The sequence below is a fragment of the Haladaptatus cibarius D43 genome (assembly GCF_000710615.1).
In the GTDB taxonomy this organism is placed as follows: domain Archaea; phylum Halobacteriota; class Halobacteria; order Halobacteriales; family Haladaptataceae; genus Haladaptatus; species Haladaptatus cibarius.
Genome location: NZ_JDTH01000001.1, coordinates 217378 through 235350, shown reverse-complemented (window position 1 = coordinate 235350; position 17973 = coordinate 217378). Strand labels below are relative to the sequence as shown.

The following is a 17973-nucleotide window of genomic DNA, read 5'->3' as shown; positions in this document are numbered from 1 at the left end:
CGCGAGCGACGAAGGAGCGAGTGGGAAGTTTTACGGTTTAACTCACCCGCGCCCGACCGGAGCGAGAGTACCGCGACTCTGCGATGGCGAAGATGAGCGTACTGGTGAGTCCGAGCAGGGTTCCCGCGGTCAGCATTCCAGCGAGGAACTCAAGCGAAACTCGGCTGAGGAAGTAGGCACTGACGGCGTACAGCACCCCACCGATGGAGAGGACGTAGAAGGGCGCATTCAGGTAGCGCCATTCGAACTCGTCGTCGAGGTATTCGTCGGTGATTTGGCCGAGGCTGGAGGTGATTCCCGCCGCGGAAAACCACACGACTGCGCCGTAAACGAGGGAGGCGAGTACCCGAAGCGCGCCGAGGTCGGCACCGCCACGCTCGGCGCGCACCATTTCGAGGGTTTCGACGCCGCTGACGCCGCCAACGACGAGCAGAGCCGCGGCCACGACGTAGGTGATGAGCGTCACTCGGCCGGAATACAGGCTGTTCCGGGTCTTTTCTGCGACGTGGTCAACCGAGCGCTCCAGTCCGAGTCCGCGAAACAGAATGTATAATCCAAGCAGTGCGGAGGTGCCGCCGAGAACCGCACCCGGCATTCCGATCCGGTCTGCGAGAAGCGCGAGCGGGTAGATAAGCAGGAGGATGCCGAGCGGCACGAGGAGCGTTCCGCGCGTTTCGGGGTCGTTCAACACCTGTTTGATGGTGTAGTACATCGACTCCAAATCCTGCGCCTGTCGGACGACGACGCGGCGGACGCCATCGACGGGAATCCGAGAGCGGATGACCGGGACGACACTTTCGTCCTGCGCGCCGTCGGTGACGATGACGGTGGTAATCTCCTCGCTCGTGCTGATGCTTGCAAGGACGGTGTCCACTTCCTCGCCGACTTCCCGGTTTGCGCTGATGTCACTTCCTTCGTTTCCGGTGACGACCGCGACTTCGACGCTCTCGTCCGCGTCGATGCGGTCGTACAGATGGACGCCCTCGAACATGACGTTCACGTCGCTATCCTCGGGGTCTGCGGTTGCGAGCGCGACCGCGGCGGCCTCGACGTTGTCTCGACCGATAACCGGAGTTTCGAAGTCGGTCTTTCGGCCGAGGTCGTCGTCGAGGTCAACACACAGCACCAACAGCATTGTTCGCAGGTACGCGGGGGACGTTTAACTGTTTTCGGGAGAAACGAGGTGGAGACATTTCGCAAATCGAGCGGTGAGTGACAACGAACTGCGGAAAACGAGGCAAGTGGTCTGGCTCGAAACAACGAGCGGTGAGTGACAACGAACCGCGAGCGAACAAAAACAACCGTAAACGAAGCCAAAGCGTGATGAACGATACAGAGAGAGTTGTTCACGCGACATTAGGTTGCTTATAATAATAGAGATATGCGCAAGTTCCCCGACCATGACGCAAACACCAACACGGCGCCGCGTTCTTCAAGCGGTCGGAACCGCCACGGTGGTTAGCCTCGCTGGTTGTTCGTCGGACAGCGACGACGAAACGGCCACTGGAACAACCGGGCAGGGAATCACAGATGCGACGACAGCAGGAACAGGTTCTACGACGGGAAGTAGCACGACGAGTGGTGGGGATGAAACCGCGGATGAGACGACTGGCAAAACTACCGACGAAACGACCGAGGAGACGACGGGCGGAACAGAACCACAGGAAGGTGGTGGAGACGTGCAGTTTACGACCAGCAAGGGTACGACGGTACAAGGAACACTTCTCGGCGATGGGTCGTGTGGTGTCGTTTTCGCTCACGGTGATAAATTCAATCGACGAGACTGGCGTCCGCAGATGGAAACGGTGGCAAACAAGGGGTACGCTTGTCTCTCCGTGGATCTGAATTTTGACGACCGAAGCACGACGTCGGAGTATCTTCTCGCCGCAATTCGATACCTCCGTGAGCGCGCAGGCGTAACCAAAGTCGTGCTGTTCGGAGCGGGCACAGGAGCGGATGCGGTCGTCAAAACGAATGCACGGGCCAAGTCAGGAACTATCGACGGCAATTTGATTCTCTCCGCTGAGGGGCCAGCAGATGCCGCCGAGATTCAGGGTTGGTCGTTATTCGTCGTGAGTCAAAACGATAACGACCGGTTCGTCCAGGCAACGGAGCAGATGCACGAGAATGCATCCGGTCAGAAACGACTTGAGAAATTATCCGGGTCGGCCCATGGACAAGCAGTCTTCGAAGATGGGAGAGCGGGCGACCACATGATGAATCTCGTATTTCATTTCCTCGGGACAGTCTGTGGACGGTGATGTTCGGTATTCTACTGCGCCAAGCAGAAGTACGGAACAAAATATTCGACGGCCGATTCGGGGCAGTTAGTCGAAACTCAGTTCGTAGATTTATCCACAGATGTGTCAGTCGTGGATTTAGAGATAGGCGATTCCCACACGTAAGACAGTGCTGCAGCGGCCAGAAACAGAACACCTATCGCAGTTACTGCAACGACAGGTTCCCATGTATCAGCCGCAACACCACCCAGAAGCATGAACGGAATCGTCATGAGTGCGTAAACCATACTGACCGCGCTCAGTACCGTTGCACGGCCGAAGGATTGAGCATTGTCGTTGATGTACTGATTCGTTATCGGCCTCATTAGCGACTTCGCCGACTGCATAACGAAAAACACTGGAACGACGAACACGGGAACGATTATTGGGAAAAGCATGAGGAGAGAGGTGACTATCGGAACAGCAAGGACGACTCGGCGAAGGCCCAAGAGTTGGCGAGCGTTACTCGCGTAGTCGCTTGCTACGGCGGATACGACGGTAAACGCGGCATACATCACACCGAGGGCGACCTCTTCTGGAAGCATGTATCCGAAGAACACGTTCGAAGTTAGATAGCCGTCAATAGCGTTAGCGGTAATCGGCTGAATAAACTCCTCCGATGCGCGAATAACTGCAAATAGAAGGCTGATATAGATGACAAACGAACGAAGAGGTGGTTGAGAGAGTTGCTTTCGAACCGCGACGAACGCATCAACTGTCCGAAATGCCGCGGTATCCTCATCACTGGCATAGTTCGAACTCTTCGGCAGCGTCACCAAGACGACTGCGCCGAAGGTGCTAAGAATCGTTGCGGCGATGAACGGATAGGTCGGCTCAACCGTGTAGAGAACTCCGCCGGCTATCATCGTCCCTGCGCCGACCCATTTTCGAATTGCACCACCGCGCCCACGAATGTGAGTGAAGAGTTCCGTTTTCTCCTTATCGTCCAGTGTGTCGTACAGCCAAGCGTCACCACTCCCCGTTTGGAACGTTTCTGCAATTCCGAGTAGGGAAAAGACGAGAAGAAATGCAGGAAAGCTGTGTGAAATCACAAGTCCCGCGGGAACAGACGCGAACAGCAACTGGCTGATGATGAGGCTGTTTCGGCGACCGATACGGTCACCGACGTACCCCGTTGGAATCTCACCAATGATTGCAGCAAGTGCTGTCGCGGTTCCAGTAATTCCGATTTGCGTAAACGACAACCCACGTAACAGTAGAAATAGCGTATAAACTGGCCACATAAATCCGGGGGAGGTCGTTGCTTTATAGCAGTAGTACTTGAAGATGGTTTTCGATGGCAAACTTGACATGATACTATAAATATATTAATTTAGTGTCTTTTAGATTCCGGTATTATGTATACAATTGATATACAAACGGTGGTAAAAATACTTTCTGATTGTTTAAGGAGCAAAAATAATATGCATGGAGAGGGAATCCAATTATGTAGGATACAAATCAAAAGAATATATTAGACAGTATCTTATTGTTTAATACATGAGTAAGAGTGTAGATAGAATAAAAGAAGTTCATATTGGGCTAATTGGGGGAGGATATGCAGGAAAAAAGCATATTAGATACATAGAAGAATCGTCTGTGGATGCAAAGCTGTCTGCGATATGTGATATCGACCCGGACGCTCGGGACATTTCACGAGAATTGGCTGCAAATTCTGGCGTACTTGCCGAGGAAACTGCGTTTTACGATATTGCGTCTAGCATCGACTACAGTGCACTTGACGGAGTTATCATTGCGACACCCCACAAGTACCACTTCGAACAAATCCTAATCGCGCTCGAACACGACACAGACGTACTGGTCGAAAAGCCACTCGCCGTTTCAATAGAGGAGACAGAACGCATCGAACAAGCACTCGAAAAATCCGATGCGTCGTTGCGTGTTAGCTATCAGAAACGGTACAAGCCGCGGTATTATACTGCAAAGCGTCTCATCGAGACGGGAACGATAGGAGAGATAGAGAGCATTACGGCAACCCGAGTGAAGCACACCGAATCACCATATCGAGACGAATGGCGCGCGGTAGAAGCCGTCTCCGGTGGTGGACAACTGTTCGACATCGGGAACCACATGTTAGACCTCATTCTCTGGCTTACCGAACGCTCGCCGAACGATAGCGAAGGAGTACTCGCATCTCGAAAAGGCGCGAATATGGAGGTGTACGCCGACATCGTTGGTGTTCTCGGGGACGAAATTCCGTACAGTCTCTCCTTACATGCGTATGGAAAACCGTCTATCGAGAGGTTCTACGTATCGGGGTCAGAGGCATCATTTGAAATCACGAAAGAAGGAGTCAAACTGTACGACGAAGACGCCGAGGGACAGGATGTCGAACTGATGAGTAGGGAGTATTTGGGACCAACCGACCTGTTTCTCTCGACGCTGACTAGTGACGATAGTGTTCCAGTGAATATAAGACAATGGACGAAATCAATTGAAATAACTCAAGAGATATACGATGAGTGTGATATAAAATGACGAACCAAAAGCTCGCAATCAATGGCGGAGAGAGCGCTGTACGGACACCGAAGCCCCACGACGAACTCCCGAACACTATTGATGAGGAAATCGAAGCCGTCAGAGACTATTTAGAATCAGGAGGTCAAAAAGCCATTTACGGACATTCGGAACTCCTCCAAAACTTCGAGAATCGTTTTCTCGATTACCACGACATGGAGTACGCCGTCGTCCAAAGTTCAGGCACGAGTGCCCTCAATTCGGCATTTTTCGCGGTCGGACTCGAACCCGGCGACGAAGTCATTGCCCCGACGTACACGTTTCTGGCGACGGTCATGCCGATTTTCCAGCAACGTGGCTACCCGGTGCTCGCGGACGCGAAGACCGATACCGGTAACATCGACCCGGAATCGGTCAGAGAACAGGTGAGCGACCGAACAGAAGCTATCGTCGTCACGCATATGTGGGGACACCCGGTCGATATGGATTCGATTCTCGAAATTGCCGAAGAGCACGACCTTGCGGTCATCGAGGACTGCTCGCACGCACACGGGGCGACGTACAACGGTCAGCTCGTCGGTACTTTCGGCGATGTTTCTTGTTTCAGCCTCGGTTCGACCAAGCTCGTCAGCGGCGGTGAATGTGGGATAATGATGACGAATAATGAAGAGATGTACGAACGGGCGACGATGCTCGGTCACTTCCGTAATCGCTCGTTCGACGCCGTCGAAACCGATTATTACGAGCAGTTTACCGATGTCGGATACGGTCAGAACTATCGCGCCCATCCGCTCGGCGTTGTGATGGCTGACAAACAGTTCGACTACCTCGACGAATGGATCGAAGAGCGAAACCAAAAACTCGACTACCTCACCGAAAAGCTCGAAGACGTTCCCGGCATCGAGCCACCAACCACACACGACAATGTCCATCGGGGAGCATACTACGGCTACAAACCCGCTTTTGTTTCGGAGGACTTCAACGACGACATCTCCGTTCACGAGTATATCGATGCGCTACAGTCCGAAGGAATGAAAGTAAAAAAGCCAGGGTCGAAACCACTTCACACGCTGGAGTTCTTCCAAACGTACGATGACGGTTACTTCGGTCGTCATCACGACAACGAGCGATGGAAGAGCCTAAAACACATCTACGAGGACGGCGATCTGCCGCGTGCGGAACAGTATTATCGACCACGTCTTAGTCTCCCGACCTTCCACGGGAAAGGGTTCGACCTCGTAGACGAGTACATCGACGGCTTCCGAAAGGTAGCTGAGAACTGGGAAAAAAGATGACCGAGGTTGGAGAACTAAACGAGGAGCTTGATCTGCACCTCGACCCAGAACTGCGAATGTTAGACCTCGTTTCGGAAACCGGCGAGCTTTCGAAAACCGTGCTTGTGACACAGGAGTACGGTGAGTCGGAGTTCGAATTGACCGACGAAATGGTGGACGAGTTCGGTGATGTGTACTACTGCTTGCTTTCGTTCGCACACGAAGTTGGTATCGACCCCGACGAAGCACTGGAAACGAGCCTGGAAAAATATCGAGCGCGTCTCGGCGAGAGCGGTAGTGTCGGCTCCGGAGAATGACAGAGAAACGAGGAACGCTCGTGACGTTCGAAGGGACGGACGGAACCGGTAAGTCTACCCTGATTTCTCGACTCGAATCGGAGTTCGGGTCGAACGTTGCCACAGTCGGAGAGTTCTCTCGCAGTCCGCTCGGCGACGAACTGCGTCGGTTACTGACCGAAGACCAATATTTTGAGGTTGAGAAAAACGCGCTGACCGTCGTTTCGACGATTGTCGCAGACCATTTCTATCAGATAGAAAATGAAATAAGACCGTTACTCGCGGAGGGTAAAACGGTTCTTAAAGATAGATATCTCGAAACGTTACAAGCTTGTGAACCGCCGATTATCCAGAAACAGTACGATTTCGGCGATTCGGCGCAGGCATACATAGATTCGGTTGAGACACTAACGCCCATCGTGCCCGATTTGACAGTGTATCTCACCGTTCCGCGCGAGCAACAACTGCGTCGGTTACGGGAACGTGGAGACGACATCGAGTCGGTAGATGAGCGCCTTCTTAGCGGGCGAGAACAGCGATATCGTCGGCAGGTAGCGGTTCACAGCGAGCGAATCGTGACGTACGAAAATGATGGTACAGTAGAACATTCGACACGCGAATTGGCGGCACTTATTCGAGAGCACATCCGGGAAAGTAGTTAACACACCTGTGCTGTTGGTGTTCGAACAGGGCCTAATTCGCACGCTTTTTGAGGCTCCACGGGTAAAACGGGAATAACCAATGATTTCCAAGGGCTGTGAACAGTGCGCCATGGGGGGTAAGATGGTGCTCTTCGTTTACGGGTACTGCGACCAGCGTGACTGCTTTTACTGCCCGCTCGGAGAGAACCGGAAGAACGTCACCGACGTGTACGCCAACGAGCGAAAAATCGAGAACGACGAGGACATCATCACCGAGGCAAAGCGGATGGACGCCCTCGGCACGTCCATCACGGGCGGCGAACCGCAAGAGGCGATGGCGAAGACCTGTCGCTACATCTCGATGTTGAAAGACGAGTTCGGCGACGACCACCACACGCATCTCTACACCGGAATCACGGGCGGCCGTGAGAACATGCGCCGACTCGCGGACGCGGGACTGGACGAGATTCGATTCCATCCGCCCTACGAACTCTGGGGCGACATGCACGGAACCGAGTGGGAAGAAATTCTCTACATCGCCCGCGAAGAGGGCATCACACCCTCGTTCGAGATTCCGGGCATTCGCGCCGAAGAGGAGTTCCTCGAATTTTTGGACGAAGACGCGGCGGAGTTTTGTAACGTCAACGAGTTCGAGATGAGTCAGGGGAACTACCGTAGAATGCAAGAAGAAGGGTACGAACTCCAAGAGGGCCACATGTCCGCCGTCGATGGCTCAAAGGAAGAAATTCTGGACGTGATGGGCAACCACGAGCGCGTTTACTTCTGCACCTCGGTGTTCAAGGATGCCGCCCAGCACCGGAATCGCCTGAAACGCATGGCCCGCCAGATTCGCCGGGAGTTCGACGACGTGACCGACGACGGCACGCTCATTTACGGCAAGACGTGGGCCGCGGAAGAGCGATTTGCGGAACTCGGTGTTCCGGAAGAGTTCTACACCGTCAAATCCGACCACATCGAAGTTGCGTGGTGGTTGCTAGAAGAGATGATAGAAGAAGGAGACGTGAGCAAAGGCGAAATCGTAGAGCAGTATCCAACCTACGACGGACAAGTTGTGGAACGGACGCCGTTGGCGTAACCCCCACCGCGAGCGACGGAAGAGTGAGTGGGCAAAGAAGTGAGGTGGAGGTGTTTGAGTTGGTTTTCAGTTTACGTCTCTTCCAGCGCGAAGACGATTGCACCGAGAATCGTGCTAAGCAGTGCTAACAGTGCACCAAAGATGATAAATTCGGGTGCGAGCGCGAACCCGATTAGCAAGCTACCGACCCCGATCACCATGAGCAGGCCGGACAGCACGAACAGGCCGACGACAGCGACGATTCGGTTCATCGGGTATTACTCCCATCTCCGACATTTTTATCTTCCGAATTCTGATGAAAAGCGTAGTAGACGCAAAGCAGTAGACCGCCGGTGAACTGCTCACCGAAAAGCCGAAGATTTTTTCGAGCCGACAATCCCTCGAAGGAGCGTCGAAGACGCGACTGTGGGAGTGAGGCGTGTCTTCGTGAGCGAAGTTCTCGTGAGTGACAACGGAGCGAACGAGAGCACGGAAAAGGTTGCGGAAGTGTTTAGGCGAGTGCCACAAAATTCTCACTCATGCCGGACTGTCCACTGGCAGATAGCTGCCCCAGTTTCGAAGAGCGAATCAGTGGAATGGGCTGTCACCACTACGGCGACCGCGGCGGCGCGGAGTGGTGCAACCACTACAACCAGCCAATCCGCGAGCTGAAAACCGCACCCGTCCAACCGGGCGAGGAAGTCGTCGTGGAAATCGACGACATCCACGAGAGCGGTTCCGGCGTCGGTCGAACCGACAATGGGTTCATCGTCCTCGTGGATGGCATTCTACCTGACGCCCGCGCCAAGGTGAAAATCACGAACGTCAAAGGCAACCACGCGATTGCCGACCCCATCGAGCGTCTTCCGATGGAACCGGAGGACGAAGACGAAAGCGAGGACGACACGGAAGCGTCCGAGACGACTCGCAGTAACAAGCGAAAACGTCGTGAGCGCCTCGGAAGTCGAGACAACTTCTGGGGCGGATAACCTGCCGAGTGGACAGTCCTTTGCGGGTCGGGCATGTAGGGACGAACATGCCGGAAGAAGTCGGAGGAAAGGCGATATGAGCGACGAAGCAGACGTAGACGAGATTCTTCGCCGAGCGGGATTTTCCGCGGAGACGAGCGTCCTCACCCAGCGACAAGCAGAGGTGTTGGTGCTCCGCGAGCGTGGGGTCGCACAGGCCGACATCGCAGGACGACTGGGTACCTCGCGGGCGAACGTCTCCAGCGTCGAAGCCAGCGCGCGCGAAAACATCAGTAAGGCGCGAGAGACGGTTGCGTTCGCAAAAGCACTTCGGGCACCGGTTCGTATCGAAGTCGAACCGGAAACTGACCTCTACGACGTTCCGTCGAGAGTCTACGACGCCTGTGACGAAGCAGGTGTGAAGGTGAACCACGCCGCTCCCGAACTGATGAAACGGATCAGCGACGATGCGGGTGACGCCATTGAGGGTCGGGCGGTTCGCACGCCCCTGCTCATCGGTGTGACACACGACGGCGAAGTGACGGTTCGGCAACCGTCCCCCGAGGAGTTTTAGCGATTCGCGCGGAGTTCGAAGTATGAACCTCGATTTGGAGGGCAACACGGCGCTGGTAACGGCGAGTTCGAGCGGACTGGGATTGGCGAGTGCGAAAGCATTGGCCCGAGAAGGAGCGAACGTCGTCATCTGTGCCCGGAGTGAGGACGGATTGGCCGACGCAAAACGGAAAATCGAGGCGGTAGACGGCGGCGACGTTCTCTCGGTACCGACGGACATCACCGACCCGGACGAAATCGAGACGCTGGTCGAGGCGACCGTGAAGGAGTTCGGCGGACTCGACCACCTCGTTACCTCGGCAGGTGGGCCGCCGAGTGGGCCGTTTCTCGACACCACTGAACGCGACTGGTACGCCGCCTACGATTTGCTCGTGATGAGCGCAGTCTGGTTGACCAAGCGCGCCCATCCGCATCTCGCAGAGAGTGACGCCGGAACCGTCGTCAACATCACTTCGACCAGCGTTCGGGAAGCAATCGACGGACTCGTCCTTTCGAACGCAGTTCGTCGGGGAGTCATCGGTCTGATGAAGACCCAAGCCCGCGAATTCGCCCCCGACGTGCGAGTCAACGCGGTTCTACCGGGTGCACACGAAACGCCGCGAATTCAGGAACTCGTAGAGGCCGCGCTCGAACGCGGGGAGTACGACAGCTACGAGGAGGGGCTCGCGGACTGGGCGAACGACATCCCGATGAACCGCGTCGGCGACCCGATGGAACTCGGCGACACAGTCGCGTTCTTGTCCAGCGACCGGACGAGTTTCGTAAACGGTGTCGCCCTTCCGATAGACGGCGGCAGACTGAGAAGCTAATGGCAGAGCAAAGCACATCGGCAGAATCGACCGAATCGAGGACGGTTCTGTCGTGGAGCGGCGGGAAAGACGCCGCCTACGCCCTCTTCGAACTCGGAACCGATGACGTGACCGAACTGCTCACGACGATTTCGGAAAACGGGCGCAGTAGCATGCACGGCGTGCGCCAGAAATTGTACGAGAAACAAGCTGAAAGCATCGGTCTGCCCATTCGATTCGTGGAACTCCCACAGGAATGTTCGAACGAAGAGTACGAATCGCGGATGGCCGACGTGATGGCAGAGTACGAATCGCTCGGCATCGAGCGCGTTGCCTTCGCAGACCTGTTTTTGGAAGAGATACGAGAGTACCGTGAAAATCAGCTTGCGGAAACGAATATCGATGGCTATTGGCCGGTCTGGAATCGAGACACCGACGAACAAATCGAGGCGTTTCTCGACGCCGGATTTCGCGCGACTGTCGTGGCGGTGGACGGCTCACTGCTCGATTTGGCGTTCGCGGGGAGAGAACTCGATTCTGCGTTTCTCGCGGATTTGCCCGAAAATATTGACCCTTGTGGTGAGAACGGCGAGTTCCACACGTTCGTCTGGGATGGCCCGATTTTCGACGCGCCGGTTTCGGTCGAAACCGGCGAGGTCGTTACACGCGAAGTGGGTGACGGCAAGTTCCACTACTGCGATTTGTGGTAGGGGAAATCGACCTTGCAGTGGGGACGAATCGACACGAATCGCACCGATTCGGCGAAGTTTCCCACTTCTTCTACGCTCTTTTTTAGGATTCGATTTTCTCGAGTATCTGTTTCGCCTCGTCGCGGGCTTTGCCCTCTCCTGCTTGCTTTTTGATGAGGACGCTCTGAACCACCCAATCATCGTTCTGCTTTCGTTTTCCGGTTCTGACCTCTGCACCCTGAGATACGTCTTGGGCGGCGTGTTCTGCCCAGTCCGGCGTCCGAATCGTGTCGAACTCGTCGGGGTTGCGAAACCGGACGTGAATGTATTCGTCTTCCGTTTCGACCGACTGGATGGCTGGCGTGTCGGTCATGGCGTCTGAGGTACGAGAGGCAGAGTAAGAAAAGTGGTGGCTAATCAGAGTAAGCGACAGCCCTCAGAATCGGTCTTCCGTTCGCAGTTCCGAGACTACTTCGCGCACGCGCTGAGCCTCGGACTTCGGGACGACGAGGACGCGGTCGTCGTACGATGTGACGACCAAATCGTCTACCCCGACGAGGCTCACGTGTTTGTCGCTGGCGACGACGTTGCCGGTTGCGTCGATGGTCAGCACGTCGCCGAGAACCGTATTTTCGCCGGGAACGAGTCGTTCGAGTGCATCCCACGAACCCAAGTCGTCCCACTCGAAATCGGCGGGAACGACGGAGGCTTCGTCGGTACGCTCCATCACGGCGTAATCGACGCTCACGGATTCGACGCGGTCGAAGCCGTGTTTTAAATTACCTTCTTCGAGTGCCGAGACGAGAGGAGAAAGCGGGGAATCACGCGCCTCCCGCAGGAAGGCCTCCGGCGTCCACGCGAACAGTCCTGCGTTCCAGTAGAAGCCGTCCTTCACGAACTGCTCTGCGGTTTCAGCGTCCGGTTTTTCGCGGAATTGATCGACACAGAAATGGCCTCCGTAGTCTGTTCCGGGTTCGATGTAGCCGTATCCGGTCGCGGGTCGAGTGGGTTCGATTCCCACAGTTACGACCCCCTCGGTTTCCACTGCAATCGAGGCGGCACGGCGGGCGGTCGTTTCGAAATCGCCAGCGATGTGGTGGTCACTCGGCATGCACAACAGAACGCAGTCACCGACCTGTTCGCGGATTCGGTGGGCGGCGTAGGCGAGCGCAGGGCCGGTGTCTTTGGGTTCGGGTTCGACCAGCACGCCGACTTCAGGGACGTGTTCGCGCACGAGGTCGGCGTGGTCGTCCCCGGTACAGACGAAAATTTCGTCGGCGAACCCGGCGCGTTCGACGGTTTCGGCGAGTAGGGAATCGTCCCCGAGGAGCGAGAGGAACTGCTTCGGGCGGTCGCTTCTGCTCGCGGGATATAATCGCGTTCCGGTTCCACCAGCCATGATGAGGGCGACGAGCGGGCGAGTCATGGAACAAATGACGAGTGGCGGTTTCAAAAATCGGTCTATCCGGCTCTCGCTCAGCTAATCGACTGGACGAAAATGAATGTGGTTGTCGTGGTTCGTTCCTCAGGCACCGCGTGCTGTGTCCGAGCGAGCGGTTTCGCGGGCCTCGGTTCTGCTTCCCTGTGCCATGAACATCATCGAGACGCCGCTGACGAGTAGGTTCACGCCGAACAGGAGTCCGACTGCCCAGAGCGCGCTGGTTGGGAATCCGGCCCAGATGAGTCCGGCCACGGCCAACGCGAGAACGCCGCTCACGACGAGCGCGGCCCAGCCTTTCTCACTGCGGGCTTGGAATCCCATCACGATTTCGAGGATACCTTCCGCGAGCAGGAACGCGACCAGCAGGATGGTCAACGTCGTCAGTCCGATGACGGGGTTCGACAGCAGTGCGATACCGGCGATGGCGTACACGACCGCGAGCAGTCCTTGGATGAAGAACCGTTTCCACCCACCCGAAAAGGCGTGTGCGACGTGCACCAGCGCACCGACGACCAGTAGCGCGCCCAGTAAAATCGACAGCGACACACCCGCCACGAACGGCGAAAGGATGGCAAGAACGCCAACGACGGCGATGATTGCCCCCGCACCCATCGAGGCTCGCCACGATGTTTCGGCAGTGCTGGATACCACGTCAACACCGCTCTCTGATTTCGTACTCATTGTTATGTCCCCGAGTGTCGTGTAGGCTAGCCAAGATTATAAATTATATCTATTATTTGAAGAAAATTCCGGATAGCAGACCACTTTGTGAGAAATTCATAGTCGAGAACAGCTCTGTTGCTTGAAATCCGATTGGAGAGCCTACGACAGTACACAGACAGAACCTAAATTTTGAATGTCCAATTGATGAGTATGTTGGCAAAGCCAGATTTGAGATTGCCGAACCGCTATTCGGTTCGAACGCTAAAATAAATAGTCAAAGAGTAGTCATTCATTTCGCAGTTACCACGTTTCGATGGTTCGTTCCCGAATGTCCTCCACACACCCCTCACAGGCCGGATGTTCCGCGTCGAAACAGGCCGGACGACCTTCCTTATCGAGTCGCACCGCGCGACGTTCGGCGTATCGCCGACAGACGATTTTCGCCCGTCCGTGTTCGTCCTGCGGCAAATCCGCGAGCGTGGTGTCGCGGGCGTTCCGGTAGGCTTCCTTTGCCTCCTCCACCTGCTTGTCTGCCGACTCCCGCGTTTCGGCATACTTCTTGCCCACTTCCCTGAGTTTGATACGAAGGAAGCGTTCGAGACGGTCGTCCATACCGCACGTTGGTGGTGAGGGAATGAAAGGTTTCCCCGATGCGGTTCTCACGGAGTCGTCCGCCCGAATCGGCGCTATCGTACCGGTAAACAGTTCGGCAGTCGGAGAACCGAGTTTGCACAGAAACGCCGCAAACCCGCCCGAGACAGCGGTTTTCACTTCCACTCAGGCTCCACGTAACCTTTTATACTATTGCGAACCAACCACCGTATGTCTCCCATAGAAAACGAAGTGGAGACGGAACAACCATGACCGATGTGCGACAGCATGCGGAAGAAATACACGAACAGTTCTCCGACCATCTCGACGTAACTGTAGACGACGTAGCATCGCGTCTCGACAGCCTCGTCAACGAATACAAGGTGCCCATGGAAGAGGCACGACGAAGCGTCACCAGCCATTATCTGGACGAGGCCGGACTCGAACGCGACGACATCCGAACTGGCGGAACCAGCGACGTACAAGTCGAAGACATCGAAACCGACGAGCAGTGGGTGAACCTCACGACCAAGGTCGTTGACCTCTGGGAACCGCGAAGCGATTCGGTTGGCCAAGTCGGTCTGCTTGGAGACGAGACGGGCACTATCAAGTTCACGAAGTGGGCCAAATCCGACCTCCCCGAACTCGAAGAAGGCACGGTCTACCAACTCGGCAACGTCGTCACCGACGAGTATCAGGGTCGATACTCGGTGAAACTCAACCGAACGACGAACGTCGAGGAACTCGACGCCGACATCGAAGTCGGCGACAACGCGACCGAAGTCGAGGGCGCACTGATTGACATCCAGTCCGGCAGTGGCCTCATCAAGCGATGTCCGAAAGAGGACTGTACCCGCGTCCTGCAGAACGGACGCTGTTCCGAACACGGCGAACAGGAAGGCGAGTTCGACCTCCGAATCAAAGGCGTCGTGGACGACGGAATGGACGTTCACGAAGTCATCTTCAACGAGGAGGCGACCCAGAACCTGACCGGCATCGAACTGGAAGAAGCCAAGCAGATGGCGATGGACGCACTCGACACCACCGTCGTAGCCGACGAAATGCGCGCAAAAACGCTCGGCTACTACTACCGCGTGTCCGGCCCGACCATGGGTCGATACGTGTTGGCGAACGATGTCGAACAACTGTCCGGGCCAGTGGATGCAGAAGCGGCGCTAATCAAAGCGAGGTCGATGTAACATGAGTGGAGCACCTACCAGAGAAGTCGCACGCAGGACGTTCGCGGCGGAGTTCAACGACGCGAGTTACACATTCAAGGAATCGGACGACGAGCGAGCACCGGTTTACTTGCTCCTCCCCACGGGCGAGCGAGCGAACCGCGTCTTCGTCGTCGGGACGCTGACCGAGAAAGAAGACGTCGGCGAAGATAGCGAGTACTGGCGTGGCCGGGTCGTTGACCCGAACGGCGACACATTCTTCGTGTACGCCGGGCAGTACCAACCAGACGCCGCGGCCATGCTCCGCGAACTCGAAGCCCCGGAGTACGTCGCCATCGCCGGAAAGCCGCGAACCTACGAGATGGACGACGGAACCGTGAACGTCTCGCTCCGACCGGAATCCATCACCGTGGTCGATGATTCGACGCGCGACCGCTGGGTGGTTGAAACCGCCGAGCGAACTCTCGAACGAATTTCGACGTTCGACGACGAAACGAACCGCTACGCGGCCATGGTGAGAGAAGAGTACGACCGACCGGTCGATACGTACCGAGACAACGCGATTCGAGCGCTCGAAAGCCTCGATACGGACGGCAAATCGGACGGCGGAGCAAACAGCCAAACGAAAGAGGGCGACGAAATGAGCGATGGCGGAGTAAGCGAGGAGGCAGACGGGGAAAGCGAAACGCCGATGCAGTAGCCAGACGCCGCTTATCTTTCGGAGCAGTCGTAGTCGGGCGAGGGTTTTGTCGAACAGAGAATCGTCTATCGAACAGTTTGGCGGCTAAAGCCGCCAAACGAGCAAAATCACCAAGATGACAGACGAGCGGACATCACCGAGCAGTGGATGGCAGGACGTGTACGACGCGATGGAGTCAGAGACGTCCGCGGAAGCACCGGTCAACCCCTGTCCCGACTGCGGAGTGGAATCGAGGCGCATCTTCCGGCGCGTGTTCGAGTGCGAAGAACACGGCGTCTGGGCACTCGACAGGACGGGAACGCCACGAATAGGCACCAATCCGAAACGGCTAAACGCCGACTGATACGGATAGAATAGTCGGGTGGTCAGTCCAGCGATTCATCCAGCGCGTCCTCGACGCGCGATTCGAGGAGGCCAGACCAGACGAGCGTTTCGGCGGCCGAAATATCCTCGTGAATCGGGCGGTCGTCGGTCAGCGGCGGAACGACCTCCCGAACCGCGTCGTAGGCCGCGCCAGTTCCGACGCCATGTGCGAGGTCACCGGAAATAAATTCGCTCGCCTGCGCGCCACAGACGAGTTCGATGCCGACGATGGCGAGCGTGTTTTCGACTGCGCGACGAGCGTTGTACGCGCTCTGGGCGCTCATGCTGACGTGGTCTTCCTGATTACCGCTGACTGGCGTGTTGTCCATCGAGGCGCGGCCAATCGACCGATTTTCGTTCAGCAGTGCCGCGGCGGTATACTGGGCAATCATGTAGCCGGAGCGCAGACCGCTGTGTTCGGTGAGAAACGGTGGGAGGTGCGGTTCTTGGATATTCGGATTGAGCATACGGTCAACGCGGCGTTCCGAGATGGCCGCAAGTTCCGTAATCGCGTTAGTCAGGTAGTCCAGCGGAAGTGCAAGTGGGTCACCGTGGAAGTTGCCGCCGGAGAGGACTGCGGCGTCGCCCGTCCCGCTAGCTCTACTGTTCACCGCGTCGGCAGGGAAGATGAGCGGGTTGTCGGTCGCGCTGTTGAGTTCGACCTCCACCGCTTCACGGAGGTGAGAAACAGCGTCCCGAACCGCGCCGTGAACCTGCGGGAGACAGCGAAGCGAGTAGGCGTCCTGCACCCGGTCGCAGTTGCGATGCGACTCGACGATTTCGGAGTTTTCGGTGAGTCGTTTGACGTTTCGTGCAGTTTTCGCGTGGCCGTCGTGGGGACGAATATTCGCGATAACGGGATCTGCCGACGCAGTCGTTCCCATCGTCACTTCTGTCGTCAGCGCGCCCGCAACGTCCGCCGCCCGAATCGCGCGTTCTGCGTCCCGAACCGCGAGGGCGGCGAGTCCGACCGAAAGTTGCGTGCCATTGATGAGCGCCAACCCTTCCTTTGCCGCGAGCGTCACCGGTTCGAGTCCGGCGGTTTCGAGCGCGTCCGTGCCGGACATTTTCTCCCCATCGACGGTTGCAGTTCCCTCGCCCATCAGAACCAGCGCGAGATGTGCGAGGGGAGCCAAGTCGCCGCTCGCGCCGAGGCTTCCGCGGGATTTGACGACGGGGTGAACGCCCTCGTTCAGCATCGTCACGAGTTGGTCAACGACGAGTTCGCGGATACCGGAGTAGCCCTTAACGAGGGCATTGATTCGCCCGAGCATCATCGCGCGAACCTCCTCCCGGGTCAGTTCTCTGCCTGCTCCGGCGGCGTGGCTTCTGACGAGGTTGGTTTGGAGCGTTTCGATGTCCTCCGGCGGGATTCGTTCGTCCACGAGTTCGCCGAATCCGGTGTTAACACCGTACACTGCCTCGCCGCTTTCGACCACCTGTTCGACGCGTTCTCGGGCAGTTCTGACCCGTTCGCGGGCTTCGTCGGAGACGAAGACGGTTGCGTCGTCCCGCGCCACTTTTTCTACGTCTTTCGGCGTGAGCGATTCGCCATCGAGTCGGATTTCGGTCATAGAGAGTTCACCTTTGTAGTGGAGTGGTTGTAAATCGGTTCTGAGTCGATGTATCGTTGGCATTCGTGAACTTTTATCCACGGTGACGCGCGAAGGCGAATCGGAGGTTCGCCCGCGCGAGGTCTTCCGAGCGGAGTTCTCGTGAGCGAAGCGAACGAGAACAGGAAAGAGCGTGTCTCTTTCCGTGCGACGGAAGGCTCGGAAGTCACATGCCCGCGCAACGCAGTGAGCAGGGACGTCGTCCGGTGGACGATCGAAGGGAGTCGGTTGGGGTGGTCTGCGGGCGATTGCGGAGCGGTTGCGGTTTCATTGAAGTCGGCAACTGCCAACGACAAATCGACTGATGAATCACGCACTGCGAACGAACCAACCGTAAACCAAAATTCGCTCTTCCAACTTTCG

The 17973-nt window shown here is 56.6% G+C and carries 21 protein-coding genes; 13 read left to right on the top strand and 8 right to left on the bottom strand.

Annotation, left to right across the window (positions count from 1 at the left end; translation table 11 throughout):
* Positions 1-37: 37 nt before the first annotated feature.
* The gene (locus tag HL45_RS01220; protein WP_049969296.1) at positions 38-1135 is read right to left on the bottom strand and encodes a DUF373 family protein; all 1098 of its coding nucleotides are present in this window, start codon (positions 1133-1135) and stop codon (positions 38-40) included.
* A gap of 265 nt (positions 1136-1400) precedes the next feature.
* On the opposite strand from HL45_RS01220, the gene HL45_RS01215 reads away from it, so the two are divergent.
* Complete coding sequence (locus tag HL45_RS01215) at positions 1401-2261, top strand: alpha/beta hydrolase family protein (protein ID WP_049969295.1); 861 nt, start codon at positions 1401-1403, stop codon at positions 2259-2261.
* Positions 2262-2338: 77 nt separating this feature from the next.
* Here the strand turns inward: HL45_RS01215 and HL45_RS01210 are convergent, their stop codons facing one another.
* On the bottom strand, positions 2339-3523 hold the full coding sequence (locus HL45_RS01210; protein ID WP_158413646.1) for an MFS transporter: 1185 nt from the start codon (positions 3521-3523) through the stop codon (positions 2339-2341).
* 256 nt (positions 3524-3779) lie between these two features.
* Between HL45_RS01210 and HL45_RS01205 the strand changes: the two genes are divergently transcribed.
* From HL45_RS01205 to HL45_RS01185, 5 genes are all read left to right on the top strand, one after another.
* Positions 3780-4778, top strand: a complete 999-nt coding sequence (locus HL45_RS01205) for a Gfo/Idh/MocA family protein (protein ID WP_084156767.1) — start codon at positions 3780-3782, stop codon at positions 4776-4778.
* Positions 4775-6052, top strand: a complete 1278-nt coding sequence (locus tag HL45_RS01200; protein ID WP_049969292.1) for a DegT/DnrJ/EryC1/StrS family aminotransferase — start codon at positions 4775-4777, stop codon at positions 6050-6052. Before HL45_RS01205 ends, HL45_RS01200 begins: the two co-directional genes overlap by 4 nt.
* Positions 6049-6348, top strand: a complete 300-nt coding sequence (locus HL45_RS01195) for a MazG nucleotide pyrophosphohydrolase domain-containing protein (protein WP_049969291.1) — start codon at positions 6049-6051, stop codon at positions 6346-6348. The genes HL45_RS01200 and HL45_RS01195 overlap by 4 nt, the downstream gene beginning before the upstream one ends.
* The gene (locus HL45_RS01190; RefSeq protein ID WP_049969290.1) at positions 6345-6989 is read left to right on the top strand and encodes a dTMP kinase; all 645 of its coding nucleotides are present in this window, start codon (positions 6345-6347) and stop codon (positions 6987-6989) included. The genes HL45_RS01195 and HL45_RS01190 overlap by 4 nt, the downstream gene beginning before the upstream one ends.
* Positions 6990-7068: 79 nt before the next feature.
* The gene (locus HL45_RS01185) at positions 7069-8064 is read left to right on the top strand and encodes a radical SAM protein (protein ID WP_049969289.1); all 996 of its coding nucleotides are present in this window, start codon (positions 7069-7071) and stop codon (positions 8062-8064) included.
* Positions 8065-8135: 71 nt separating this feature from the next.
* On the opposite strand, the gene HL45_RS01180 is transcribed toward HL45_RS01185, so the two are convergent.
* On the bottom strand, positions 8136-8315 hold the full coding sequence (locus HL45_RS01180; RefSeq protein WP_049969288.1) for a hypothetical protein: 180 nt from the start codon (positions 8313-8315) through the stop codon (positions 8136-8138).
* 267 nt (positions 8316-8582) lie between these two features.
* Between HL45_RS01180 and HL45_RS01175 the strand changes: the two genes are divergently transcribed.
* From HL45_RS01175 to HL45_RS01160, 4 genes are read left to right on the top strand one after another with little or no spacing between them, the layout of a single operon-like run.
* Positions 8583-9032 (top strand): TRAM domain-containing protein, encoded by a 450-nt coding sequence (locus HL45_RS01175; protein ID WP_049969287.1) that lies wholly within the window; start codon positions 8583-8585, stop codon positions 9030-9032.
* A gap of 1 nt (position 9033) precedes the next feature.
* Complete coding sequence (locus HL45_RS01170; RefSeq protein ID WP_394324784.1) at positions 9034-9585, top strand: Tfx family DNA-binding protein; 552 nt, start codon at positions 9034-9036, stop codon at positions 9583-9585.
* A 22-nt stretch (positions 9586-9607) separates the two neighbouring features.
* The gene (locus HL45_RS01165; protein ID WP_049969285.1) at positions 9608-10393 is read left to right on the top strand and encodes an SDR family oxidoreductase; all 786 of its coding nucleotides are present in this window, start codon (positions 9608-9610) and stop codon (positions 10391-10393) included.
* On the top strand, positions 10393-11082 hold the full coding sequence (locus HL45_RS01160) for a Dph6-related ATP pyrophosphatase (protein WP_049969284.1): 690 nt from the start codon (positions 10393-10395) through the stop codon (positions 11080-11082). Before HL45_RS01165 ends, HL45_RS01160 begins: the two co-directional genes overlap by 1 nt.
* Before the next feature lie 82 nt (positions 11083-11164).
* Here the strand turns inward: HL45_RS01160 and HL45_RS01155 are convergent, their stop codons facing one another.
* The 4 genes from HL45_RS01155 to HL45_RS01140 form a co-directional block, all read right to left on the bottom strand.
* Positions 11165-11434 (bottom strand): hypothetical protein, encoded by a 270-nt coding sequence (locus HL45_RS01155; RefSeq protein ID WP_049969283.1) that lies wholly within the window; start codon positions 11432-11434, stop codon positions 11165-11167.
* Positions 11435-11497: 63 nt separating this feature from the next.
* Positions 11498-12487, bottom strand: coding sequence for a mannose-1-phosphate guanylyltransferase (locus HL45_RS01150; protein WP_049969282.1), 990 nt, complete (start codon positions 12485-12487; stop codon positions 11498-11500).
* A gap of 99 nt (positions 12488-12586) precedes the next feature.
* Positions 12587-13114 carry an HdeD family acid-resistance protein gene (locus HL45_RS01145; protein WP_049969281.1) on the bottom strand — a complete coding sequence of 176 codons (528 nt, stop codon included), beginning with the start codon at positions 13112-13114 and terminating at the stop codon, positions 12587-12589.
* Positions 13115-13465: 351 nt separating this feature from the next.
* Positions 13466-13777, bottom strand: coding sequence for a DUF7091 family protein (locus HL45_RS01140; protein WP_049970040.1), 312 nt, complete (start codon positions 13775-13777; stop codon positions 13466-13468).
* A 248-nt stretch (positions 13778-14025) separates the two neighbouring features.
* On the opposite strand from HL45_RS01140, the gene HL45_RS01135 reads away from it, so the two are divergent.
* The 3 genes from HL45_RS01135 to HL45_RS01125 all read left to right on the top strand — a co-directional run bounded on the left by HL45_RS01135 (position 14026) and on the right by HL45_RS01125 (position 15977).
* Positions 14026-14955, top strand: a complete 930-nt coding sequence (locus HL45_RS01135; protein ID WP_049969280.1) for a replication factor A — start codon at positions 14026-14028, stop codon at positions 14953-14955.
* Position 14956: 1 nt separating this feature from the next.
* Entirely contained in the window at positions 14957-15634 is a 678-nt protein-coding gene (locus HL45_RS01130; protein ID WP_049969279.1) for an RPA family protein, read from the top strand.
* A gap of 115 nt (positions 15635-15749) precedes the next feature.
* Complete coding sequence (locus HL45_RS01125; RefSeq protein WP_049969278.1) at positions 15750-15977, top strand: hypothetical protein; 228 nt, start codon at positions 15750-15752, stop codon at positions 15975-15977.
* Between the two features lie 22 nt (positions 15978-15999).
* Here the strand turns inward: HL45_RS01125 and hutH are convergent, their stop codons facing one another.
* On the bottom strand, positions 16000-17571 hold the full coding sequence (gene hutH / locus HL45_RS01120; protein WP_049969277.1) for a histidine ammonia-lyase: 1572 nt from the start codon (positions 17569-17571) through the stop codon (positions 16000-16002).
* Positions 17572-17973: the final 402 nt, after the last annotated feature.